The organism is Sphingobacterium sp. UBA5639, from assembly GCF_002421245.1.
GTDB classification, from domain to species: Bacteria; Bacteroidota; Bacteroidia; order Sphingobacteriales; family Sphingobacteriaceae; genus Sphingobacterium; species Sphingobacterium multivorum.
In genome coordinates this window covers 25,147-49,758 of record NZ_DIJR01000034.1, presented here as the reverse complement: position 1 = coordinate 49,758, position 24,612 = coordinate 25,147, and the positions used below count along the sequence as shown (strand labels likewise).

Genomic DNA, 24,612 nt, shown 5'->3' with positions numbered 1-24,612 from the left:
TTAGTTATCAAATTTTTTAAATATTAAACAGGCATTTACATCTCCAAACCCGAAACTTGCCTTGGCTATAATTTGGGGTTTGACATCAATTTGATGTATTGATACTCTTGATGGATCTATCAGTGCTGCGATCTCGGGATGTAAATCAGTACAATTACTGTTTCCGAATAAAAATCCATGAAATAACTGCAAAACTGTGGCCACACATTCTATGCTACCTGCCGCGCTGAGACAATGCCCAGTCATTCCTTTTAGCGAATTTATCCATGGAAAATCTTTCCCTTTACGCCCAAGTGCCTCGGTCCAGTTTTCTATTTCAAAAGCATCTTTGGCTGTTGCCGTTAGATGACCGTTTATAGCATCGACATCCCATTTGGAGACTCCCGAATTGTTTAGGGCCTCTTGAATGCAACGGCGTACAGCATCAGCGTTTGGAGCTGTCATACTGCCTGTTCCCCGTTGTCCTCCAGAGTTTACTTGGCCGCCCAATAACTCGCCATATATAACGGCATTGCGTGCTAAGGCACTTTCCAAATCTTCCAGTAATAGGGCTCCAGCCCCACTACCCGGGACGAACCCTGCGGCTGTTGCACTCATTGGGCGCGACCCTTCCGCAGGGCGGTCATTATATTGCGAACTACAGACACGTAGTGCATCAAAACCGCCCCAAATATAAGGCCCACTATCTCCAGTACTGCCTGCCAGCATGCGTTTTGCTCTTCCGGACCGAATCCGGTCATATGCCATTAGAATTGCTTCAGTCCCAGTAGCACAGGCCGAGGAATTGGTGGTCACCTGATTTCCGAGGCCTAGTTTCCCACCTAAATATGCACTGACACCACTGTTCATTGTTTGCGCCACAACAGTACTTCCTAGTCTGCGGGTTTGTAGCTCATCAATTTTATAAATACTCTCGCGAAACTTATCAATACCTGATGTACCTGAACCAAAGACTGTTCCGCTATCCCAATCGGGGGCCGAATTTACGACAATAGGAAGACCTGCATTTGTCCAGGCCTCCATTCCAGCAATGACTCCGTACAAGATGCCTGTACTATTAAAACCTCTAAGCTCAAGTTCAGTGAAATATTGCCTTTTAAGATCATCTGATATTTGCGGCATTCCAGCAATCTGGCAGGAAAACTGTAGTTTTTCCAGCTGTTCATTATGTCTAATACCCGAAACGCCATCTTTGATGGCCTGAGTAAAGGCAGGCACCCCCACTCCATTGGGCGCAACGACTCCTAGTCCAGTAATCACAACTCTCTTCATAACTCCTCCGTCATCATGCCTGCCAATATCCCTTTACAAACTTCCTGTCCGGCTTCATTCTTCATCGTAACGGCACACTTTAGTTTGCCAAACCTAAAATATATTTTTTTTGAAAACACGGTGACTTTCTCCTTTGGATATACTGGTTTTAAAAACTGTATTTCAGTAGAAGTCAACGCAATAGACGAGCCTTGCATTAAGTCTTTATTGAGCAGAAAGATTCCCAAACAGGCCAGACCTATTTGAGCCATCGTTTCGATCAGAATAACTCCCGGGGTAATCGCTCTATCATAAAAATGGCCGCGATAAAAGTCCAGATCTTCATCAAAAGTATAGGTACCTGCAACACCTTCGTCATCGACATGAATCAACTCATCGACAAATAAAAATGGGGCCCTGTAGGGCAATTTCGCTAGTATAGCATTCAATTCCATTGTTCAAAATGAGTAAGTTACCACTGTAATAAAACCCGCTGTGCTGAAAATCCCGGACCGAAACTCAGCATCAGCCCCAATTCACCGGCTTGAGGCTTACGTTTCATAATACGTTCAAGGACGTAGAGTACCGTAGCGCTCGACATATTACCATAGTCCGCTAGTATAGCCTTAGTATCTTCAATATCTTTATCAAATTCAGCAAAAATCTCCTCGATTGTGGCTACGATCTTTTTCCCGCCCGGATGAAAAATCATGTAATTAATATCTTTAATTTCCAGCTGGTTCTTTTTCAGGAATGGATGTATAACTGCATCAAAATGGGACGCAATCACATTGGGCACATCCACATCCAGTACCATCTGCATACCAGTGTTGGTCAATTTAAACCCCATAATGTCCTCCGCATCATAAAAATGATACATCTCCTGATCAAGAATTACAGGTCCGCAATCTTCCTCACAGGATGAAAGCAGACAGCAAGCTGCACCATCGCCGAAAATGGCGGCACTGACCATATTCGACATCGAGAAATCTTCCAGCTGAAAAGTCGCTGTTGGCGCTTCGACGGCAATAACCGCAGCACGTTTACCTGGGTTTGCCTGAAGAAAATTTTTAGCATAAATAATACCTGAAACACCGGCAACGCAACCCATTTCAGTAACTGGTAACCGCACAATATCCTGTCGGAGTTTCATCCTATTAATAAGATACGCGTCTAGAGAGGGGATCATAATTCCAGTGCAACTGACTGTAATGATATAATCCAGAGACTGGGGATCCCAGCCCGTTTGTTCAAGGGCCTGACGAAGTGCTTGCTCCCCTAGGGCTATCGCCTCCCGGCAATACACATTGTTTTTTTCTTCAAAAGATGTCGCCGTGAAGACTTCGATCGGATCCATAATCGCATAGCGCCTGTCCACGGCGGCACCTTCGAAAAGTTTCTTGATTTTCTTAATAAAACGAGGTTCCTGTCCATGAAGCCAAATATCCAATAGCGGAAGAATATCAACGGTAGTACAAGAGTATTTAGGGAGTTGCTTGGCAACATTTATTATTTTAACATTCATATATTGAAAATTATCCACTGGTAACGAAAGGCCCATTTCCATTGGATGGTGTAATGTTCTAACCGTAATCTCTTTGCGAATTGTACAAGCTCAATCTTTTTAAACCCGCGCAGTATGGAAACAAGCCCATCCACTTTTGTCATTCTATTTAACCTAAAAACAACAGCAATAGTTTGAAAAAGCCGGTAAGCCATTTTACTCCTTTGTAAATCGTTTATGACGACCCCCAATTTTGATACGTTGACCAGGCTATCTAGCAGACGAAAAATCGCTTCATCGTCGAAATGATGTAAAGTAAGCGTACACAGAACAATGTCATACTTGACATCTTCAAAATTCGCTTCAAAGATATCTGCACACAAATAGGATATATTGGTATAATCTTTCGACAGATCCCTTGCACAATTTATTGTATACGGATTAGCATCAATCCCGAGCAATGAAAGCTTAATATGATGTCTATTGCCATAATCGCTTAACATGCGAAGCATGTCCCCATTACCACAACCGATATCCACAATGGTTATTGTTTCATTCTTGTAGCCGGTTGAAAGCAATGTTTTCACACCATTCAACGTAATGCTATTTCCGCCTAGAAAACGATTAATCTTTGCAATTCGATCCAGCGTGACGCGAAGTTCGTCGCCCTCCAGCCGAAAATCGTCCATGATCTCATTCTGCGATGTTCTATATCTTGTGTCTATCCCCATTTTATTGAGCTTGCATTTCCATGAGTTTGTTTTATCATCCAACTTAAGATTTTTGGAAAAAATATCGTAGCCTTCATTAGAACCGCGGCACCTATTTTATAACGCAGTACACCCGACAGAAGTCGTCCGAATAAGAGCCGTCTTTTAAAGGTTCGATTCCATTGATTCATATAGGACTGTTCCAATTGCTGGCGCGAATCGATATGACCATGGAAATAGTCCACAATAAGCTCGGAAGCCATTTTTGCACTATGTATCGCCATCGCCATCCCATTTCCACAGAATGGATGAATAAGACCGGCCGTATCACCAATCATAAGCATATGGTTTTCTACCGCTGATTTCTGATCAAATGAAAATTGACTTATTGCAAGCGGCTTGTCAAAAAGTAGTCTACTCTTTTCAAAAAAACACTGAAGATGCCTATTTTTAGACAACACATACTTTTGATAATCACCTATATTTTTATACCTCTTGAACGTTTTTACATCGGCCAGATAACATAAATTTATCTGGTCATCTTCGACCTTAGAAATACCACAATAACCGCCTTCAAAATGATGCAAGGCAATAAGGTCATTCGGAAAATCGCCCGAATAGTGTGCTTTAACAGCCATCCACGGAGAGGTTTTTGTTATAAAATCGCGGGATAAGAGCTGATCCACATTGCTGCGTTTTCCATATGCGCCCAGTACAATTTTTGATCTTAATACCTGATCTTGAAATGAAACAGCAAATGTATCATTGCTAAAGGATACGCCTGTGACGGTCGCAATAACAATTGTACAACCCGCCCCTTTTGCTCGCTGATATAACAGATCATCCAACGCGTAACGACTGATGCCAATTCCACCCAAGGGTAACCTGACCCTATTCATCTGCCCACCTTCTGTCGTGAATTCAAGCTCCCGAATATGTGTTGGACAGAGCGATTCGACATCCACTTGTAGCCAATGCAGATAGGGCAAGACTTCGTTCGAAACATATTCGCCGCAAACCTTATGACGAGGAAAATCATGTTTTTCGATTAACGTCACGTTGAATCCTTGTTTAGACAGATGCAATGCACTTGTAAGTCCAGCCAAGCCGCCACCTATAATAATCACATCAGGGGGTATTACCATATATCCAAGTTTGTTCTATATGAGTTTCATCTACAAAAAATCAACGTTACAAATCATGCTTCGGTCTCCTACATTGGTTGCCCCCGCTATTCAACAGACGATTCTTAATACATCTGTTCGCGACCTAGGATTTTCCTGCACAGGACAATATCATCCATCCGCTTTTATAAAAAGTCTCTCTGATAACAGCCCTTAGCGATAAATGGTTTTTATTTGACCGTAAATAAAGAAGGCAACTATCTGGATTTATATTCACGGTCGACAAACATTTTATCCAGAAAAAGATACCTGTTCCGAAATTCTTCAGCAGAAGCTTTCACCTCGGTATTCAAATTCAAGATATTCATTCGCTGATCTTTTGCTGTTGTTTTCGGCCAGGCTGGAAGTCCTTTTCCATTTGGATCACCCGTCTTGATAAAATTAACAAAGTACTGCTGACCAAGTTTCGAAACCTTGTAATCATCTTCTGTCCAGGCAAAAACATCATTACTCTGCAGATTTCCCAATAAATATTCGATATCACTGGCATGGAAAGCTCCCGGTAGGGGCTGTGGGCTTTTTTCCTTGTTTTCTTGTGTAGATTTCTTGCTAATTCCTCCGGCAAGCCCGGTTTGTGCATCACGATATGCCGGTTGCATGGGTGGCCGCGGTTTACCGAATATATAAACGAAGACTGGGTTACCGCTATTCTTTCGTTGCAGGTCAAGCCATTTCCAAGTACTATACGCAATAAAATTATCGCTAGCTAATGCAGTTGCCGATTCAATGACTTCTGCCTCGGTCTTCCCTGGATACTCCTTGAGCACTTCTTCAGCTTTAACACCAAACTGTGCTCTTACCAACTTCTCATAATTCTCCGGAGATGGGTAAGATTTACCCATGTAAGCCATATACGGAGCTTCCGTGGAAGTCCAACCGGCAAGCAAGGGAACCTTAGATTGCTCCCCGGCTTCAAAAATAGCCAATGGAGATCGCGGCAAAAAATAGCCATCAACAATCAAACGGGTAGTGAAGGCTCCTGGCTCGCTGGCTTTATCTAGAAGTTCGGCCGCAGGAATTTCACGCAGTTGATCAAGACCTGTTGCATTTACCCGCGATGCAAATGCAACACCCTGTTGTTCCTGCTCAGTAATAGAGGCTGTACCATACCGTAAGTTAAAGACACTTCCGCTCTGACCGATAGCACGCGTAAACAACCCCTTGGATAGCGGACTAGTCATTTGAGCGGAAACAGACATACTTCCTGCCGACTCGCCACCGATGGTGACCGCATCGGGATCACCGCCGAATGCAGCTATATTTTTTTTGACCCAAACCAAAGCTGCATGCTGATCCAGCAGTCCATAATTTCCTGAAGCATGTTTCGGTGATTCCTCCGTTAATGCTGGATGCGCGAAGAAACCAAAGATACCAAGACGATAGTTGACAGTAACGACAATAAGACCTTCTTTGGCAAAACTTTCACCATCATAACGATTTTCAGATCCATCACCAGCATTGAAACCCCCGCCGTAAAAATAAACTAAAACAGGAAGTTTGCCTGAATGAAGACTCTTTGGACGCCATACATTCAGGTATAGACAGTCTTCACTGATCCCCGGCGACCGAAATCGCATATCCCCATAGATCGGTTTCTGCATCGGAGAATAACCAAAATGATCTGCTTTACGGATACCAGACCAGTGTTCAGCAGCTTGCGGTTCTTTCCATCTTAGATCGCCTACTGGGGGTTTTGCAAAGGGGATCCCTCGGAAGGACTCGACCCCGCTTGACAAGATAATCCCTTCTAGCACCCCCTCTTCAACCTTTACCTGTGGCATTTGGGCGAAAACAAACGATGCAACCAAAAGCCCAACAACTGTAAAAAAAATCTTTTTCATCATAACATTCATTTATAACTCCATGGTATTATTCTTAAAGTTAAAATACAAAATAAAATCTATACCGTCGTGATAATCTGACATTTCAGCGCAAAGACTTAAAGTAAACTTAACCAATAGACAAATACCTGCAGCAGCCGGATGCTTGCTTGCTTGCTTGCTTGCAGTGATCAACGCATTTAGTTGGTCAGCCAAACAAAAAGTAGCATAAGCCATTGGACAAGAATACATGTCCAAAATGGCTTACTACTTGCTGTGGTCAATATTTCGAGTACACCAATAAACTTTGACCTTATAATAGCATAGAAGCTAGTGTTATTGTCCAAATCCAAAGAATCAAACTTCACTTTGTTCAGACCAAAAATGACAATGCGTCGCACCCAAGGGCTCTCAATTTTGGTATTTTTTACGTCATTAATCAGTTTAAGTTTCGCAAACGAATAATCAGCGACATTTTGTATTACATCGGGCTGATTTGATTGAAAAATTAAGAGTACTTTGTCAAATGCCGGAAGAATGAGATCATCCTGCCTTTCCTCCACGACAAGACTTGCAATCTTCGAAAACACATATTTGTTGCTGAAAATAAAAAGTAATACAGGTAGCAGGATCAATCCAATCAACCAAAGGAATTTAGCCACGGCTTGTACAGGACTGACTGTCGAAAAGAAAGCTTCATGACTAGCATTAAATTGTAAACTACCAACCACCAAATAAAGTAAAGTCGAAACAATAGCCAGCAAATAATATTTGACTAAAGTTTTCGTCCCCAATACGCTCAATTTTTTTAAGTACGATAACTGTGTTTTCATCTTGTTATAATTAATTACCCTAATTTAGCATTATTCGCCAAACATTGATCAGTAGGTTTAATTCTCGATTGTTTTCATTTTAAATCCGCCAGGAAAGAATTTTTATTCGTCATCTCCTTTTCTGCCAACCGATTTTCTCTACAGAAATGTAAAAAATATTTGCGTAGCTAAATAACTACACGTATATTCGTAGTCAAATGACTTCAAAATGAACTTAAGACGAGATGTTTTCCAAGCTATAGCAGATCCAACAAGAAGAGCGATCTTACTTCTTTTGGCCTCACAAGCCATGACTGCAGGTGCAATTGCAGCCAACTTCAACACCGCAAGACCGACAGTTTCAAAACATTTACAAATATTGACAACATGTGAGTTATTAAAGTCTCAACAAAATGGACGTGAGATATACTATCAACTCAACCCAACGAAGATGAAAGAAATTGCAGATTTCATCGAACCTTTCGTCAAATGTGGGATGACAGATTCAATAAATTGGAAGCTATTATGCAAAACTACAAGAACAAATAATATGGAGGTAAAAACCAACGTACAGGCTGAGGATAATAAACAGGAGATTGTCATTACAAGAGAGTTCGATTTACCTGTTGAACTGCTCTTCAAAGCATACGAGGATCCCGAAATTTTTGAACAGTGGATGGGAACCAAAGTCCTAAAATTGGAAAATAAAACGCATGGCTCCTATGCGTTTGAAACTTCCCATAATGGCCAGGTCATGTTCAAAGCAAATGGAACGATACACGAATTCCTGCCCAATCAACGTATCACACGGACGTTTGAAATGGAAAACAGTACATTTCCCGTACAATTGGAATATTTAACATTTGAAAAAATAGGTGCAGAACGTAGCAGGCTTCACATCCATATTATATTTCAGTCGGTCGCGTTTAGAAACCAGCTGCTACAGATGCCTTTTGCGCAAGGAATCAATATGGCGCACAACAGATTACAAGAAATTCTTTCCAAACTTACCTAAAGCACTACATGATGAATCCAAAAATTGAACATTTTTTTGAAAATGCGACAAGATGGAATGAAGAATTCAATCTGTTGAGAGAAATTGTCCGTGGCAATAAAACACTGCAAGAGGATTATAAATGGATGCACCCTTGTTATACATTTGAAGGTAAAAATGTCGTATTGATACACGGGTTTAAAGAATACTGTGCACTGCTATTCCACAAAGGTGCATTATTAAAAGATCCCAAAAATATATTGATCCAGCAAACCGAAAATGTTCAATCGGCCAGACAGCTTAGATTCACCACTGTTGAACAGATTGAATCATTACGAGAGGTGATATCGGCATATATTCAGGAAGCCATCGAAATTGAAAAATCAGGTAAGAAAGTGGACATGCGAAAAGCTACTGATTACCCTGTACCAGAAGAATTTAAGCGCGCCTTACTGGAAGACCCTTTGCTCCAAAAAGCCTTTCAATCACTTACGCCTGGTCGGCAAAAAGGGTATCTATTCTACTTTAACCAGGCAAAACAAGTGAAAACTCGCGAGGCAAGAATCGAAAAATACTACCAGCATATTCTCGATGGAAAAGGTGTCGATGACTAACATATTTATTACAGTTTATTCGCGATATAGTAGTCTATAAAGAGTAGATTTGTCTACAATCAAATAGACAGAACTAGACCAAGACGAACGATTATAGCAATTATCGTAATCCGGTATACTCAATTCGTCGACTCATATATCGCTGAATTCACATGAATAAAAAATTAGTATTGCTCCTCTGCGGCCTCTTGCCCATTTTTTCACAAGCACAGAAAAAGAACAACGCAACACAACGCCCCAATATCGTCTTTATCCTGACGGACGATTTCACGGCCCAGGCATGGGGCGTATACGGTGGTATTTTAAAAGATTTTATCAAAAATCCGAATATTGAAAAATTAGCCAGTCAAGGGGCGGTGCTCAATAATACCTTCTGTACAAATTCCATTTGCACCCCTAGCCGTGCAACCATACTGACAGGACAGTACAGTAATAAAAACCAAGTTTACACACTTGAAGATGCTTTGGATCCCGATAAGGAAAACATCGCTAAGGATCTGCACCATGCAGGCTACCAAACTGCTGTTTTTGGAAAATGGCACCTAAAAAAGAGGCCAAGTGGATTTGACGATTTTAAAGTTCTACCTGGACACGGTGTTTATCATAACCCGACTTACCTCTCTAAAGACAATTGGAATGATAAGGAAGAGGCTGGCACACCTTACGAAGGCTATGTAGATGATATCACCACAACGATGAGTCTGGACTGGTTAAAATCACGCGACCCAGACAAACCCTTCTTTTTAATGTGTCATTACAAGGCGACCCATGAACCCTTTGATTTTGCTGAGCGATTCAAAGATTACTACAAAGATGTGGAGTTTCCTTATCCTCCTACATTTTTGGACTCAGGAGCAATCACGACTGGACGCTCTTTTGAAGGCCAACCCTTGGAAGAGCTTGGCCGCCGTTATGAGCAAGCTTCGGTTGGCCCCTTTTGGACATCTTATCCCGAGCTTCCGTTTTCAACAAAAGGAATGGACCCTTTAGAAGCTCGCAAAAAGATCTACCAAAAGTTCATCAAAGATTATCTGCGTTGCGTCGCTGGGATTGATGATAATCTGGGAAAAATTATGCATTACCTTAAAACCGCAAATTTGGACGAAAATACCGTTGTGATCCTAGCTTCCGATCAAGGTTACTTCTTGGGAGAACACAATTTCATGGATAAACGTCTCATGTACGAAGAATCACTGCGCATGCCTTTTGTAATCAGCTACCCCAAAGAAATCAAAGCAGGTAGTCGATTAGACGATATGATTCCAAATATCGATTTCGCTGCGCTATTTGCAGACTATGCCGGCATCAAAAAACCCGCTTACATCCAAGGCGAAAGCTTCCGGAATAACCTCAAAGGAAATACATCCAAAGCATGGCGCTCTGCCCTATATTACCGTTACTGGCAACATGCACCAATACGCCCTGCCCACCTGGGAGTCCGTGATGAACGTTACAAACTGATTTATTTTTACGGACAGCCCTTAGAAATGACAGGTAGTGACTCCAAAACAACAGCACCAGCCTGGGAATTCTATGATCTACATCAGGACCCCATGGAAACACACAACGCCATTCTAGACAAAAAATATGTCAAAGAAATTGCCCGGTTGAAGAAAAAGCTGACTAAACTAAAAGCCGAAGCAGGCGATGATGATGCAACAAGACCCGCTTTTCAGCAGGTCCTCAAGCAAGAACACTTAACCGTTAAATAATTAATTACAAGCGATGGATTTAAAGCATCTATTTTCGTTTATACCATTCTTATTTACCCTTGACGCTTCTGCAGCTTCCATTACAGATGGGAATAAACCGGCTCCACCCCCAAACACCGTTATTATTTTAATGGATGATATGGACCTGCTGCCAACCATCGTCAACTCAATTATAATAAAAACGGGGATCCAGCTTTGGATCCCCGTTTTTATTAAACGACCTCTGTTAAACAGCGGTATATCCACCATCAACTAAATAGTACCCTCCTGTCATAAAGGAGGATTTATCCGAACTTAGGAAAAGAACCAGTTCAGCGACTTCTTCGGCCTTTCCCAAACGTCCAATAGGGTGTTTACCGATTAATGCATTGATATGCTCTTTATCCAACTTCGCCAATAACGGGGTATCAATGTAGCCGGGTCCGACCGCATTGCAACGAATATTTTTTTGACCATATTCTGCACCAATGTTCTTTGTCAATCCCACAACAGCATGTTTGGCTGCAGTATAGGCACTTGACATTGGCGCAGCAACAGTACCATGAATGGAAGCCATATTCACAATAACTCCGCCTCCATTTTTTTCCATCGCCTCCAGCTGATATTTACAGCCATAAAATACGCCATTGAAATTAATATCGATGACTTTTTTCCAGCCATCTAGACTATACTCTCCAGTTAGGGCAGTCTCTCCCCCAATACCCGCGTTATTACAGGCAATATCGAGCCGACCAAATGTTTTGACTGCAAAAGCTACCAACGCCTCATTGTCAGTCGGAGATGAGCTATCTGCTTTAAAGAACGCGGCCTCTCCTCCCAGAGATTCAATTTGTTTTACTGTTTCTTGGCCCGCTTGCTCATTGATATCTGAGACAACGACCTTTGCTCCTTCTTTACCATAAGCCAGTGCAACAGCCTGGCCGATCCCCGAACCAGCTCCTGTTACCAAAGCTACTTTATCTGCTAAAATTTTCATATGTTATAAATTTTATGATAAATACAATTTACTAAAAGCAACGCGGAATAAAGCAGAAGCGGACATTTACTTCATTTAAATCGAAACTAAAATGACATTTCTAGACGGGTTAGTTCTGTAGCTGCGGATATTTTTTATATAATCTATCCAAAAACAAACGCCCCATCAATTGGAGCTTGGCTTGCGTTTCAAACATACCTGAACCTGGAGAAATAATACCATGCGGCATACGCTGAACAGTGCCATAATACATGATATCGAGCCCATTTCCATTGAGGTCAAGATGCATTTTCTTAGGTTTCAAGCCCATAACGGAGCCCATACGCGTTACCTTTTCAGCATTTGTAATCTGCGCAGTCCGTGCATTGAGCAAGGTTTCATGATCGAAAACCAAATGGTCTCTCACCTCCCCCTCATCAAAAAATACGTAATGCAATTCGTTGTTGCTAAGCACCAGATAAGAAGCGTTATCCCGTTCATTGTAACGAGCCTTTACTCCTACAGCCGCCCAAGCAACAGTCTTCGCTGCTGTCGCCGCAGCCGAAGCAACTTTATCCCCAACCGTTGCAATATACGCGCATTGCGTAAAGGCGTCGATTGGAGCGCCGTTCAATTGTTTTCTTAATTCGCTAAATTCATCATTTAACAATTCATCTTTTACACCTGGGGCTAGGCCAATCCCGGATTCACCTTCATATTTTTTGGCCGTTTCCTTTTGCTTTTTCATCATCATAAGAGAAAAAAACACGCAAGCCACAACGATAACAGCAAAAATGCCGATGTACAACATCATAAAATAAAATTTAAAATGGGTTTATAATTCAATAAAAATCCAAAAAAGGAACAACCTAGTTAGTTTTCCTTTTTTTTAATACAATCGGCTACAAAAATTTTGCCAGACTAAAGAATTTTATCCGGGTAGTGAATATTATTTAATGCGGTTTGGTGCATATCCACCCAAATAGCGCTGTTTGACTGCTGTATAAGCCAATTTGGAGAACTTCGCATGTCGGCATCGGCATCATTATTATAAACGGCTGGAAAATCAGACTCTTTGGTTCGAAGCAAAACGACGATCGTACCTGCCATAAGCAAAGGAATATCACCCAACACGAGATTATAAAAACCATCTTCAAGCAATCCTGGGCTAAAACGCTGTAAGCTGTCGTAACTACGCTCCAATTTGCCAATCAATTTTTCCAGTTCGTGTGGGTAGTGAACCTCAGCATATGACTCAAACAGCCTCGACCCTTTGTCGTAGGCGCCAGATTTCATCAGGTTGAGCGCTTCATTTCTATACACCTGCAACCAACGATCTGACCCGAGATCATGATATTCCGCTGCCGCATCTTTACCATCCCGTTTCAGGGCCCAAAGTTTAAGCTGCTCAAGCCGCTCGGTGGTTTCCATTTCATTTTTTCCCATAAGACTACCGCTCCCGTTCCCTAAGCTCTAATTGTAATAGAATATCGCGCTTTTTACCTTCAATCAAAGATAAATTGCCAGCAACAAAAACGCCTTTCTGTCCTGAATTTTTGCTGATACCATATACAGTCGATTCATCATCAGGATCTGACGCCCCTTCGTAGCGAAATAAGTAGTCAATTTTATACTCATCAGCATGAGCCAACAAATCGTCAAATTCGATATTATAGTCTATTGTGTAACCTAAGTTGTTTAACTTTTCCAAGGCAACACTTGCAGAGGAGTATCCATGCATTCTTTCCATAGTTGATTGTTCTAAATCCGATCTAAATTCTAATTTTTATAATTTATTATAAAACGATTGACAAAAGGGTTTTGTTTTCCGCAAATTGAAATAGTTTATTCAAAATCATATGTCTACTTTTGTGCTACCAAACACGATGAAATATGGCAAATCTAGCAGCACCAGCTTATCAGCATACACCTCAATTGGCATTTCAACGATTACTCGATGTCTTATATACCTTACGGATTGAATGTCCTTGGGATAAGAAACAGACCATGGAAACCCTTCGCCATTTGACGATGGAGGAAATGTATGAATTGACCGATGCCATTTTGGAAAAAGATTATCCCGAAATAAAAAAAGAACTTGGTGACGTCTTGATGCACCTTGTATTCTATGCGCGCATTGCCGAAGAAGAGGGACAGTTCAATATCGTAGACGTACTTAATGCAATCTGTGATAAATTGATTACGCGGCATCCCCACATCTACGGTAACACTAATGCCGATACAGAAGATCAAGTCAAATCCAATTGGGAAACAATCAAGCTCAAAGAAGGCAACACATCTGTTCTTTCTGGCGTCCCGAAAGGTTTGCCCGCATTGGTGAAGGCGTATCGTATTCAAGATAAAGTGCGCGGTGTCGGCTTTGACTGGGAAGATAAGAAACAAGTATGGGAAAAAGTAGAGGAAGAACTGGCCGAATTTAAAGCTGAATTTAATCTAGAGACAGCACTTCCAATGGATCAGGAAAAAGCGGAAGGCGAATTTGGCGACCTCTTATTCTCCTTGATAAATTATGCACGGCATATGGGTATAAACCCCGAAAATGCGCTTGAACGTACCAACAAAAAATTCATTGCACGCTTCACCTATCTGGAACAAAAAGCAGCCGAAAATAAGCAGCAACTGCAGGAAATGAGTTTAGCAGAAATGGACATTTATTGGAATGAAGCTAAAAAATTGAAAAAATAAAGCAATTCCTATAAAAGGCGGGCAGCGACCGAATTTAATTCGACTTTGTCAAATTTATGCGTAAATTCGCAGCAATATGGAAACAGTTGTTAGCGGTATCAGAAGTACCGGAAAATTACATTTAGGAAATTATTACGGCGCATTGAGCAATTTTGTGAAAATGCAAAACGAATATAATTGCTTTTTTTTCATTGCGGATTTACATTCACTAACGACCCACCCCACTCCTCATGGGCTTCAGGGAACGGTTCGCCAAGTTATTGTTGAATATTTAGCAGCAGGAATAGACCCTGAAAAATCGACTATTTACGTTCAATCTGATGTTCCAGAAGTCGCGGAACTCTATCTATACATGAATATGAACGCCTATCTCGGCGAGCTTGAACGCGCTACAGCTTTTAAAGATAAAGTTAGAAGCAATCCCGACAATGTTAACGCAGGTTTGTTGACCTACCCCGTCTTGATGGCCTGTGATATATTGATTCACCATGGCACAAAAGTTCCGGTAGGAAAAGATCAGGAACAACATTTGGAGATGACGCGGACTTTTGGTAACCGCTTCAATCGCTTATATAATGTAGATTATTTTAAAGAGGCATTTGCGTTCTCCTATTCTGACAAATTGGTGAAAGTTCCTGGACTTGCAGGCCAAGGAAAAATGGGTAAATCTAACGGTGAAGCTGATTGTATTTATCTATCGGATAGTGAAACCGTAATTCGTAAAAAGGTGATGCGCGCAGTATCGGATTCAGGCCCGACGGAGATGAACCAGCCTAAACCTGAAGCTATCCAAAATCTTTTTGACTTAATGAAGGTCGTATCTACTGCAGACACATTACAGCATTTTGATGAACTCTATAACAAATGTGAAATTCGTTATGGTGATTTCAAAAAGCAATTGGCCGAAGATATGGTCCTTGCCACCAACGATGTACGCTCCCGTATTGAAGAAATATCAAACGATGATGCATACATTGCTAAAGTTGCAAAAATGGGCGCTGAAAAAGCAAGCGAGTCCGCACGCAAGACCCTGAAAGAAGTTCGTGAGATTATTGGTATTAGAAGATTTTATTAAGCTAGAAATAATATGCACATAGCTATCGTTGGAAATATAGGTGCCGGCAAAACAACATTAACCGAAATGTTGGCCAGTCACTTTAAATTTGAACCTCAGTTTGAAGCTGTAGACAACAACCCTTATCTGGAAGATTTTTATTCGGACATGAAACGCTGGGCTTTCAATCTTCAGATTTTTTTCCTCAACAGTCGCTTTAGACATATTGTAAAATTGCAGGAAACCGGCATTGATATGATTCAGGACCGTACCATTTATGAAGATGCTTATATCTTTGCCGAAAACTTGTATGATATGGGCTTAATGAGCGCACGTGATTTTGAAAACTATAGTAATATTTTTCAAAGCATCATCCACTATATCAAACCGCCGGATTTATTGATATACCTCAAAGCCTCTGTCCCTACCCTGGTGAATAATATCCAAAAAAGGGGCCGTGATTATGAGTCTGCAATTCGTTTGGATTATTTGTCAAAGCTAAACGATAAATACGATAAATGGATCAATAATTACAAAGACGGTAAGGTCATGATTCTCGACAAAGACAATCTGGATTTTACCACAAACCCAGAGGACCTCGGAAATATCATTCAAAAGATCGAAGCCGAATTATTTGGATTGTTCGAATAACTGCGATATCAAAAAGCCTGTAAGTCAATTGATTTTACAGGCTTTTTAATAAACGCGCATTTCCTCAGCCAATGATAAAAAATAAAAAATGAAATTTTTAGGTATTATTCCTGCCCGATATGCATCGAGTAGATTCCCTGGAAAACCGCTAATCGACATCGAAGGAAAAACGATGATCCAGCGTGTCTACGAACAGGTCAAAAAATCAACAAAATTAAACGAGGTTGTTGTTGCTACTGACGACCAACGCATCGCACAGACTGTACGCTCTTTTGGTGGCGAAGTCGTCATGACCGCAGCGCATCACCAATCGGGAACAGATCGTTGCGCCGAAGTCATAACAAATATAGGAGGCTATGATGTTGCCATCAATATACAGGGTGACGAACCCTTTATCGACCCCGCACAAATTGATCTTTTAGCAAGTTGTTTTGAAGATACCACTACGCAGATTGCGACCTTGGTCAAGGAAATTACAGCAGAAGAGGAACTATTTAATGTAAACATACCCAAAGTTGTCCGAAACACCAAAGGAGAAGCCATCTACTTCAGTCGGCAGACCATTCCTTTTTTAAGAGCTGTGGAAAAAGACCAATGGCTACACAAGCAAACATTCTATAAACATATCGGAATATATGCCTACCAGGTAGATACATTAAAAGCCCTGACACAACTTCCTATTTCTATGCTAGAAGAAGCAGAAGCATTGGAACAGCTGCGCTGGTTAGAAAATGGTTACGCCATTCAAACGGCAATTACAACGCATGAAACTGTCGCTGTGGATACAAAAGAAGACCTCGCTAAAATATTAAGACTATTTTTCAATAAATAGTAAAGCTTACCGGTGTTCGGTATAGTATAACGACCGGACACCTTCCAATAGAAGCTGCTTATCCGAATCACTGAATTTGATCATCTGCTCTTTTGCTCTGATCAATTCATCCAATTGCAATTTGGTACTCACACCAACAAGTGCTGTTGCTACTGCTACATTAGAAAGCACATAAGAAAGAGCAACAATCATATTGTCTTTTCCGATACGTTTGGAAAGATTTGCCAAGTTTCTCACGATATGGGCCACCTCTCCCGAACTATACTGCAAGAAAGGTTCAATAGGTTTGTTAATGAGAACACCTTTGGCTAATACGCCGCGTACGACGATACTTACCCCCCGTTCTTCCAATAAGCTACTGATTTCTTCTTCAGGTCTTCTATCCAATAAGCTGTATTGCATCATAACTGAGGCCATATCAGATTTGGATAAAAATGCCTTAATAACATTTGGGCGAATTGATGAAAGACCATAAGCACGGATTTTCCCTTGTTTCTTCAACAACTCAAACGCTTCAACAATCTCCTCTATCGGATCTTCTATCGTACCACCATGTAACTGATAGAGGTCGATGTAGTCCGTTTTTAAACGTGACAAGGAACCTTCCACAGCCTTGATAATATAGTCCTTTGAAGCCTTCCAATCCCAACCTGATCCATCTGCACGCCAAAGGTTACCAACTTTCGACGCCAACACAATATGTTTGCGAAAGCTTTGCACACTTTCCCCAACGATCATCTCATTTAGACCCTTATCGTAGAGATCAGCCGTATCGAAGAAAGTGATCCCTTTCTCGTAAGCTTTTTGGATAATATCTTTCGATTGTTTGGACTGATTGCTTTTTAGCGACATACAGCCCAAACCTATTTTCGAAACGATTAAGCTTGTATTACCTAATTTACGTTGTTCCATCTGCACCAATATCAAGCAATTCTACCTCAAACACCAATGTGCTGTTTGCCGGAATTTCACCTGTTGCCCGTTCGCCATACGCTAATCTGCTTGGTATAAAAAATTTATACTTTGCCCCCTTGGACATTAACGGGATTCCAATCTGCCAACCTTTGATCACCTGACCCAAGGATAGTTTCAACGGCTCCTTACGGTCATATGAGCTATCAAATTGCTTTCCATTCAATAAGGTACCTTTATAATGCACTGTTACCTCATCGTCACTTTTTGGTTTTGGCCCTTCGGTTTGACTTAGAACAAGATATTGAATCCCCTCAGCTGTAGATTTCATCCCAGCAACCTTTGCATTTTCGGCAAAAAATTTATCTTCTTCAGCACGGCTAGCAGCCTCTTTTTTAGCACGAACGTCCATGATCGCCTGTTGGATAACAGCTCTTCCTTGCCCCTCTTCCAATAGAGACTTCTCTCCTTTCAGAACATCCGAAATTGCTTTTGCAATGACATCTGACTTCAAATAATCGATCTCAATAGACTTTAGGGAATTTCCGATATCGGCACCAAATGCATAAGACACAGAATCGGCCTTCGTTTTCAGTTGATTTGTTGCACTTGGTTTAGTTGCGACGACCTTCTTCTTTGCCGTCGTGTTCGTTTTTTTTTGTTGAGCAAATCCTGTGACCGTCGTCAAGGATAATAGGGCTAATGCGATATACTTCATGTGTGTTTAACGGTGCTTCTGCACGATTTCATTTATAATTTCTTGCGTGATATTAGGGTAATCAACGTCAACCCTAGATTTACTGTTGAGCCAGGCTTCTATCGCCAGCATGTTCTTCTGTTTTAAACTCGAAATTACAGGCACTCCCATCTCTTCCAATGACGCTGCATTCAAATGCTGCTCATACTGGTTTTTCATTGGGATAACTAACAGTTTCTTTTTCAAATATAACGCTTCTGCCGGTGTTTCAAAACCCGCCCCACATAAAACTCCAGAAGAAGATGCCATACTATCAATAAAAGATTGGTTATTGATCGGCCTTATCGTTACATTTTTCATGTCAAATGCCTTTGAATTATGTTTACTAAAGACATCCCATTTCACGTCCGGAAACTTCATCAAATGCTTTAAAAGATGCGCATCGTCATATGCGGGGAGGTAAACAGTGTAATGTCCCTGATCGGTGACATTTAATTCACGAACAGCATTACGGATAACCGGTGGATAAATGTTCTTGCCGTACCGCTTGAAATGGAAACCATAGGAATGGGTAGACGGGGCATAATTTTTCATGATAAATTTGCCCAACATGTCACTATCTTCTGGCTTGGGGCTCGAGGGGTCTAAAGCAGCGATCTGATGGCTCAGCCCAATGCATTCTAGATCTTTTGAATGACAAGCCCAAGCAGAGATCGGTTCAAAATCATTGATCACCAAATCATAGTTTTCGATGGGCAAGCTCTTAATTTCATTCGTAAATTTGCGGATCGTCGAACTCATAAAAGTTTTCCACAGGTCTACCCCGCCGGATTTACCGAAGATAAAACTCAGCCCATGATAACGGTATTTCACTTCAAAAGGTAATGATAGATCCGCTTGAATTCCACTAACCAAAACATCAACTTCCCCTAACTCCCTCAGACAGGGGACAATATCCATTGCACGGCTCAGATGTCCGTTTCCTGTCCCTTGTACGGCATACAATATCTTCATAACGACTGCATTTTGTGTCGGCAAATTAATCAATTTTAACGAGTATCAATATTATTTTATTGTTTAGTTATGTTAAGAAAATATAAATTAACATCAATAAAAAATACAGTTAATCCATTTTTAATTTTCCTTTATGTATATTTAATATCAACAATTAATTAATAGCCAGTTTGATACCCCATGAAGTCTCTATTTTATCAGATGCTTTGCATAATCGCCATGCTAATTTTAACATCGTGGGGATTTTTTGCGCATAAAAAAATTAATCATTATGCCGTTTTCTCCCTACCAGCAAAGTTGGCAAAATTTTATAAATCCAATATCGACCTTATTACCGAAAAAGCGGTCGATCCAGACAAACGTTGCTTCACAGATAGCGCTGAAGGCCCGAGACATTTTATCGATATGGAGGACTATCTTAAGGAAAGTACAATTGACACCATACCCCTACATTGGTCACAAGCCAAAGAAAGATTTCAAGAAAGTCAATTGTTAAAAAATGGTATAGTACCCTGGCAAATCAACCTTACCTATCAAAAGCTTGTTAAGGCCTTTCAAGCAAAAGATTATAAACGAATCATCAAACACTCAGCAGAACTGGGCCATTATATTGCAGACGCCCATGTTCCATTGCATACGACTAAAAATTACAATGGACAGCTCACCAATCAACTAGGCATACATGCATTCTGGGAAAGCCGCTTACCGGAAATGTTTTCCGAAAAATACAACCTTCGCGTCGGAAAAGCGAGCTATATCAAAGATCCTCTACAAGAGGCCTGGGTTATTGTTTACGAAAGTAATCGCCTTGTGGATTCTGTCTTAACGATTGAAGCTGGTCTCGATCGTCAATTTAAGGCATCTCAAAAAAAATCATTTATTGAACGAAACAATCAATTGGTATGGACCTACTCTGATAATTATGCCAGAGCCTATCATGAAGCCATGAACGGTATGGTAGAAAGGAGAATGCAAAAAACCATCTTACGTGTTGCCTCCTATTGGTATTCCGCCTGGCTCGAATCTGGCCAACCCGATTTGACCAACATCGAAAAAATAAAAAGCACCAACAAGCAAGATCACATCGATATAACAGGGAAAAAGCGTATCGGTAGAGAAGAATGGATGTAAAAAGGCTATAAAACATCATCCGGACTACCAGTATTATTCACACCGGACTATTTGTTTTTTAATCTGCTAAGCTACTTTTGCAGCGTAAAATCTAGGAAAGCATGTTGAATAAGAATATTACGTTAACAAAACTTGCATTAGTACTGAGTATTGGAGCTGCGACTGCGCAGATTAAAGACACAACCGCTTTGGGTGAAGTCATCATTAATCAAAATCGCTTACAGATCCCTTTTTCAAAACAAAGCAAGAACATCCAAATATTGACGCAGGAAGATATACAGAGACTACCAAATCGATCAATCAACGAATTGCTTAGCAATATCCCAGGAGTTGATATTCGCCAACGTGGACCATTCGGTTCGCAGGCAGATATAAGTATCGACGGAGGCTCTTTTGAACAGACAGCGATCCTACTCAATGGTGTTAAAATCACCGATCCACAGAGTGCCCATCACAATATGAACCTTCCGGTTCCGCTGGAGGCCATCGAACGTATCGAAATCATTCGAGGACCAGCATCCAGAATTTTCGGCATTAATGCGCTAACCGGCGCTATTAACATCGTAACAAAAAAAATTGAATCAAATCAAATTAGTGCCCAGGTGTATAGTGGTTCTTCATTCAAAGATAATGAGCAGACAAGTGCAGGCAAGTATTATGGTAAAGGTGTTCAGCTTGGCTCACAGTTCTTAACCAAACAAACAAGCCACGGTTTATATTTTGGCCACGAAGATTCGAATGGACAACGCTATAATACAGCCTCTAATAACAATAAACTCTATTATGACGGGACATATCAACCGAATACAGCCAATATGATAAAAGCCAATGTTGGCTATATCAACAATCAATTTGGAGCCAATGGTTACTATGCTGCACCGAATGACAAGGAAGCGTATGAACAGGTTAAGACAGCTTTCGCTTCCCTGCAGTCCAAGCATCAATTAACACAGGCATTTTCCATCAGTCCACGCCTCAGTAATCGCTACAACGAAGATGAATATTGGTATTTAGGCAGAGAAACAACCAAAGGTAGGTCCAAACATTACAGCAACGTCTTTGGAGCTGAAATCAATGCTACATTGGAGCATAGTTATGGTACATTTGGCTTAGGACTGGAAAGTCGATTTGAACGTATCAATAGCACCAGTATTGGCGACCATAACCGGGAGAATTACGGCGGCTACCTGGAATTCAAAACAGAGGCGATCGAAAAACTGATGATCAACTCGGGTGCCTACATCAATTATAACTCAAAATTTGGCTGGCAGGTATTCCCGGGTCTAGATTTGGGCTATAATATTACCGAACATTGGAAGATTGTAGTCAACGCAGGTTCTAGCCAACGCATCCCTTCCTTTACGGATCTTTACACCAATCAGACAGCCAACGTCGGAAACCCCACACTGAGCTCTGAAAATGCCTATCAGATAGAAAGTGGTATAAAATACTTATCCAATCGAGTTATTGCGCAAGTGGGCTATTTCCATCGAAGGATAAGCGATTTCATCGACTGGCAAAAAGAGGATGCCACTACAGGAAGCGGAACGGTCATTCCGTGGAAACCAATAAATATTGGAAAAAATAAAATTGATGGATTCAATGCTTCATTCCGATATAATATCAATGATCCCAGCGCAACGACACGATACTTTACTACGCTAAGTTATAATTATCTCAACCCAAGCATAACACTAGCAGATGGGATACTATCCAAATATGCTATTGAAAGCTTAAGGCATCAAGTTATTGCCAACTTTACCATAAACCACAAGAACTGGATGTTCACTTCTGCAAACCGCTTTAATGAGCGTATCAGTTACAAATCTTATTTCATCGCTGACGTAAGAGGATCGTACCAACTCCAAGACTTAAACATCTTTGTGGATGTTCAGAATATATTTGACAAGAGCTATATAGAAGCTGCCGCCGTTCCAATGCCCGGTCGTTGGTTTAGTATCGGCGCAAAATATAAACTGAACTATTAAACCCGATTAAATGGCAAAATCGGTTCTCTTCCCATTCGCCATCAATTATAAAAAAGTCCCAAATGGAATGACCATTTGGGACTTTTCATTGTGTTATTGCCACATAGAAGCATGTACCATGCCCTATTTAAGAAAACGCCAACTATAAAACAAGTTACTTTTTCTTGGGAAGAACAGATAAAATTCCTCCAATTAAATGTTTTTGGAACTCAGGTTCGTTATAGGACTCATCGGTATGTCCAAGCCCGGTATAGAAGACTTTCCCTCCATCGTAGCTCTGGGTCCAGGAGATTGGATGTTGATCCCCCATTTTTCCTCCTTGGTAGCTTTTTTCATCCAAATTCATCAACACATGCAATCCGTCCTTCACATCCTTGAAATTATACCATTCATCTTTGTGCCACCAGATCGGATCGAGGTGCTTGGTGGCCGGATGTTTTCTGTCCAGCACATCAATTTTGGCTTTTTGTACAGCAGGATGAGACGCAAAATACGCCCCTACAAGGCCGTTATACCATGGCCAATCAAACTCAGTATCCGTCGCTGCATGGATACCCACAAACCCTTTTCCCGATTGGATATACCGCACAAAAGCTTCCTGTTGCGCATTATCGAGAATATCGCCGGTTGTGCTCAGAAAGATAACGGCGTCATATTTGTTCAATCCCTGATCGGTAAACAGAGCTGCATCCTCCGAATGATCAGATTTTATCTTTTCTTTATCAAGCAATTGCTTAAGTACCTCTGCGCCCTTTTCGATGCTTCCGTGTCTAAACCCTTTTGTCTTGCTAAAGATCAATACTTGCCTTTGTGCCTGAACAGCAGCTGATATCCCCAACAGGAGAAACAGAAAAATGAAGATTCTATTCATGATATAAATGGTTATTATGATGATTAAAGTTTAGGTTTACTATTTTACGAAACGAAATCGCGATAAAAATAGCTGTGAAGAAAAGCCGTGCATTCTCCCGATACACGGCTTTTCTGTTTTATTATGGTGTGATTAGCTCACGGTAAAAATCAAGGCTTTCAATAATATCTTCCTCAGAAACGTAGATATCATATTGACAACTGCCAATTTGGTCAAGCAATGCAAAACCGATCTGATTGGACAAGTTTTTCTTATCATTTCGCATCAAATCCAACAAGGCTGTATCAATGGATGAATCAAATGTATAATCTTTAAAGTATTTTCTGAAGGTTTGGATCAAATCGTTTAATTCATCCAAAGGCAGACCATTCAATTTATGCGATAGATACCCCTCACAAATCATTCCCGCTGCAATAGCTTCTCCATGTAATAAAGGTGAAGCATCGTTCAACAAAGAGTATCCCTCAATAGCATGACCAATTGTATGACCAAAGTTTAATATTTTACGTAGTCCTTTTTCTTTCGGATCCTCAAGGATAACACGGTTTTTGATCGAAACAGAATGCTTGACCAAAGAATTGTCGATTTGATCGATCTCTAATGTTTTCACTCGCTCATAGTAAGCCCGATCGAAGATCAGTCCATGTTTAATTACTTCAGCAAAACCTGAGATTAACTGACGCTGATCTAGGGTTTTCAAAAACTGGCTTGAAATAAATACTGCTTGAGGTTGTGCAAAAGTTCCAATAATATTTTTCACACTGCCCATATCAATGCCGGTCTTACCTCCTACCGATGCATCTACCTGGGAAAGTAAAGTCGTCGGAATTTGAATAAAATCCATCCCTCTTTTGAAAGTTGACGCTGCAAATCCCCCCATATCGGTGACTACCCCACCACCCAGGTTGATCATCAACGAATGCCTATCCGCTCCGAAATCGAGCATATTATGCCATACGCCAATACAGAAATCAATATTTTTATTTTCCTCGCCAGGATCTACTTCTATCACGTCATAATTCGCCAAATTGGGTAAGGCCTGCTGAAATAAGGGTAAACAATTATCCAAGGTGTTGGTATCCACCAAGACGATGATCTTTGAGTAACTGCGCTCAGCTAAAAACGCCTCCAAAGAGGCCAACGTATCATCAAAATATACCTGATAGCCCAAACTTTCTATGACTTCCATTCTACGATTCT

At 40.9% G+C, this 24,612-nt stretch carries 26 protein-coding genes and 1 pseudogene; 11 read left to right on the top strand and 16 right to left on the bottom strand.

The window, feature by feature from the left end; genetic code table 11:
• From B4Z90_RS21580 to B4Z90_RS21550, 7 genes are all read right to left on the bottom strand, one after another.
• Window positions 1-1,272: a beta-ketoacyl-[acyl-carrier-protein] synthase family protein gene (locus tag B4Z90_RS21580; RefSeq protein ID WP_070568675.1), complete on the bottom strand. Its 1,272-nt coding sequence runs from the start codon at window positions 1,270-1,272 to the stop codon at window positions 1-3.
• Window positions 1,269-1,706 carry a 3-hydroxyacyl-ACP dehydratase FabZ family protein gene (locus B4Z90_RS21575; RefSeq protein WP_070568678.1) on the bottom strand — a complete coding sequence of 146 codons (438 nt, stop codon included), beginning with the start codon at window positions 1,704-1,706 and terminating at the stop codon, window positions 1,269-1,271. The genes B4Z90_RS21580 and B4Z90_RS21575 overlap by 4 nt, the downstream gene beginning before the upstream one ends.
• Before the next feature lie 17 nt (window positions 1,707-1,723).
• Window positions 1,724-2,776 carry a type III polyketide synthase gene (locus tag B4Z90_RS21570; protein ID WP_070568681.1) on the bottom strand — a complete coding sequence of 351 codons (1,053 nt, stop codon included), beginning with the start codon at window positions 2,774-2,776 and terminating at the stop codon, window positions 1,724-1,726.
• A complete protein-coding gene (locus B4Z90_RS21565) occupies window positions 2,773-3,486 on the bottom strand; it encodes a methyltransferase domain-containing protein (protein WP_159332896.1) in 714 nt (237 codons plus the stop codon). Before B4Z90_RS21565 ends, B4Z90_RS21570 begins: the two co-directional genes overlap by 4 nt.
• Window positions 3,477-4,610: an NAD(P)/FAD-dependent oxidoreductase gene (locus B4Z90_RS21560; protein WP_070568688.1), complete on the bottom strand. Its 1,134-nt coding sequence runs from the start codon at window positions 4,608-4,610 to the stop codon at window positions 3,477-3,479. Before B4Z90_RS21560 ends, B4Z90_RS21565 begins: the two co-directional genes overlap by 10 nt.
• 236 nt (window positions 4,611-4,846) lie before the next feature.
• On the bottom strand, window positions 4,847-6,493 hold the full coding sequence (locus tag B4Z90_RS21555) for a carboxylesterase/lipase family protein (RefSeq protein ID WP_236560167.1): 1,647 nt from the start codon (window positions 6,491-6,493) through the stop codon (window positions 4,847-4,849).
• A gap of 176 nt (window positions 6,494-6,669) precedes the next feature.
• Window positions 6,670-7,302, bottom strand: coding sequence for a hypothetical protein (locus B4Z90_RS21550; RefSeq protein WP_070568694.1), 633 nt, complete (start codon window positions 7,300-7,302; stop codon window positions 6,670-6,672).
• A 208-nt stretch (window positions 7,303-7,510) separates the two neighbouring features.
• Between B4Z90_RS21550 and B4Z90_RS21545 the strand changes: the two are divergent.
• From B4Z90_RS21545 to B4Z90_RS21525, 5 genes and pseudogenes are all read left to right on the top strand, one after another.
• Window positions 7,511-7,830 (top strand): annotated as a pseudogene (locus tag B4Z90_RS21545) (ArsR/SmtB family transcription factor).
• On the top strand, window positions 7,778-8,296 hold the full coding sequence (locus B4Z90_RS21540) for an SRPBCC domain-containing protein (protein ID WP_312195394.1): 519 nt from the start codon (window positions 7,778-7,780) through the stop codon (window positions 8,294-8,296). The pseudogene B4Z90_RS21545 and the gene B4Z90_RS21540 overlap by 53 nt, the downstream one beginning before the upstream one ends.
• Before the next feature lie 8 nt (window positions 8,297-8,304).
• Window positions 8,305-8,889 carry a YdeI/OmpD-associated family protein gene (locus tag B4Z90_RS21535; RefSeq protein WP_236560166.1) on the top strand — a complete coding sequence of 195 codons (585 nt, stop codon included), beginning with the start codon at window positions 8,305-8,307 and terminating at the stop codon, window positions 8,887-8,889.
• A gap of 152 nt (window positions 8,890-9,041) precedes the next feature.
• Window positions 9,042-10,601 carry a sulfatase family protein gene (locus B4Z90_RS21530; RefSeq protein WP_115048099.1) on the top strand — a complete coding sequence of 520 codons (1,560 nt, stop codon included), beginning with the start codon at window positions 9,042-9,044 and terminating at the stop codon, window positions 10,599-10,601.
• Between the two features lie 13 nt (window positions 10,602-10,614).
• The gene (locus tag B4Z90_RS21525) at window positions 10,615-10,857 is read left to right on the top strand and encodes a hypothetical protein (RefSeq protein ID WP_286803250.1); all 243 of its coding nucleotides are present in this window, start codon (window positions 10,615-10,617) and stop codon (window positions 10,855-10,857) included.
• On the opposite strand, the gene B4Z90_RS21520 is transcribed toward B4Z90_RS21525, so the two are convergent.
• The 4 genes from B4Z90_RS21520 to B4Z90_RS21505 form a co-directional block, all read right to left on the bottom strand.
• The gene (locus B4Z90_RS21520; RefSeq protein ID WP_070568703.1) at window positions 10,828-11,577 is read right to left on the bottom strand and encodes an SDR family NAD(P)-dependent oxidoreductase; all 750 of its coding nucleotides are present in this window, start codon (window positions 11,575-11,577) and stop codon (window positions 10,828-10,830) included. The genes B4Z90_RS21525 and B4Z90_RS21520 overlap by 30 nt on opposite strands.
• Window positions 11,578-11,686: 109 nt before the next feature.
• Entirely contained in the window at window positions 11,687-12,370 is a 684-nt protein-coding gene (locus B4Z90_RS21515; protein ID WP_046675907.1) for a hypothetical protein, read from the bottom strand.
• A gap of 107 nt (window positions 12,371-12,477) precedes the next feature.
• Window positions 12,478-13,002, bottom strand: a complete 525-nt coding sequence (locus B4Z90_RS21510) for a hypothetical protein (protein WP_070568706.1) — start codon at window positions 13,000-13,002, stop codon at window positions 12,478-12,480.
• A 4-nt stretch (window positions 13,003-13,006) separates the two neighbouring features.
• The gene (locus tag B4Z90_RS21505) at window positions 13,007-13,306 is read right to left on the bottom strand and encodes a hypothetical protein (RefSeq protein ID WP_046675905.1); all 300 of its coding nucleotides are present in this window, start codon (window positions 13,304-13,306) and stop codon (window positions 13,007-13,009) included.
• A 143-nt stretch (window positions 13,307-13,449) separates the two neighbouring features.
• Here B4Z90_RS21505 and mazG point away from each other — a divergent pair, with 143 nt between their 5' ends.
• The 4 genes from mazG (at window position 13,450) to kdsB (ending at window position 16,799) form a co-directional block, all read left to right on the top strand.
• Window positions 13,450-14,262 (top strand): nucleoside triphosphate pyrophosphohydrolase, encoded by an 813-nt coding sequence (gene mazG, locus B4Z90_RS21500; protein WP_115048097.1) that lies wholly within the window; start codon window positions 13,450-13,452, stop codon window positions 14,260-14,262.
• A gap of 76 nt (window positions 14,263-14,338) precedes the next feature.
• Window positions 14,339-15,337, top strand: coding sequence for a tryptophan--tRNA ligase (trpS, locus tag B4Z90_RS21495; RefSeq protein WP_046675903.1), 999 nt, complete (start codon window positions 14,339-14,341; stop codon window positions 15,335-15,337).
• 12 nt (window positions 15,338-15,349) lie between these two features.
• The gene (locus B4Z90_RS21490; protein ID WP_046675902.1) at window positions 15,350-15,967 is read left to right on the top strand and encodes a deoxynucleoside kinase; all 618 of its coding nucleotides are present in this window, start codon (window positions 15,350-15,352) and stop codon (window positions 15,965-15,967) included.
• 88 nt (window positions 15,968-16,055) lie between these two features.
• Complete coding sequence (gene kdsB / locus B4Z90_RS21485; protein ID WP_070568708.1) at window positions 16,056-16,799, top strand: 3-deoxy-manno-octulosonate cytidylyltransferase; 744 nt, start codon at window positions 16,056-16,058, stop codon at window positions 16,797-16,799.
• 6 nt (window positions 16,800-16,805) lie between these two features.
• Here the strand turns inward: kdsB and B4Z90_RS21480 are convergent, their stop codons facing one another.
• From B4Z90_RS21480 to B4Z90_RS21470, 3 genes are read right to left on the bottom strand one after another with little or no spacing between them, the layout of a single operon-like run.
• Window positions 16,806-17,711 carry an aldo/keto reductase gene (locus B4Z90_RS21480; protein WP_070568711.1) on the bottom strand — a complete coding sequence of 302 codons (906 nt, stop codon included), beginning with the start codon at window positions 17,709-17,711 and terminating at the stop codon, window positions 16,806-16,808.
• The gene (locus B4Z90_RS21475) at window positions 17,698-18,429 is read right to left on the bottom strand and encodes an FKBP-type peptidyl-prolyl cis-trans isomerase (RefSeq protein ID WP_070568714.1); all 732 of its coding nucleotides are present in this window, start codon (window positions 18,427-18,429) and stop codon (window positions 17,698-17,700) included. The genes B4Z90_RS21480 and B4Z90_RS21475 overlap by 14 nt, the downstream gene beginning before the upstream one ends.
• A 6-nt stretch (window positions 18,430-18,435) precedes the next feature.
• Window positions 18,436-19,422: a glycosyltransferase family protein gene (locus B4Z90_RS21470; RefSeq protein ID WP_046675898.1), complete on the bottom strand. Its 987-nt coding sequence runs from the start codon at window positions 19,420-19,422 to the stop codon at window positions 18,436-18,438.
• A gap of 219 nt (window positions 19,423-19,641) precedes the next feature.
• Between B4Z90_RS21470 and B4Z90_RS21465 the strand changes: the two genes are divergently transcribed.
• Together B4Z90_RS21465 and B4Z90_RS21460 are read left to right on the top strand one after the other, a co-directional pair.
• Window positions 19,642-20,553, top strand: coding sequence for a zinc dependent phospholipase C family protein (locus B4Z90_RS21465; RefSeq protein WP_236560165.1), 912 nt, complete (start codon window positions 19,642-19,644; stop codon window positions 20,551-20,553).
• A gap of 101 nt (window positions 20,554-20,654) precedes the next feature.
• Window positions 20,655-22,541, top strand: coding sequence for a TonB-dependent receptor plug domain-containing protein (locus B4Z90_RS21460; protein ID WP_070568720.1), 1,887 nt, complete (start codon window positions 20,655-20,657; stop codon window positions 22,539-22,541).
• 154 nt (window positions 22,542-22,695) lie between these two features.
• Here the strand turns inward: B4Z90_RS21460 and B4Z90_RS21455 are convergent, their stop codons facing one another.
• The gene (locus tag B4Z90_RS21455) at window positions 22,696-23,412 is read right to left on the bottom strand and encodes a ThuA domain-containing protein (RefSeq protein WP_286803249.1); all 717 of its coding nucleotides are present in this window, start codon (window positions 23,410-23,412) and stop codon (window positions 22,696-22,698) included.
• A gap of 121 nt (window positions 23,413-23,533) precedes the next feature.
• Complete coding sequence (gene aroB, locus B4Z90_RS21450; RefSeq protein WP_070568725.1) at window positions 23,534-24,601, bottom strand: 3-dehydroquinate synthase; 1,068 nt, start codon at window positions 24,599-24,601, stop codon at window positions 23,534-23,536.
• Window positions 24,602-24,612: the final 11 nt, after the last annotated feature.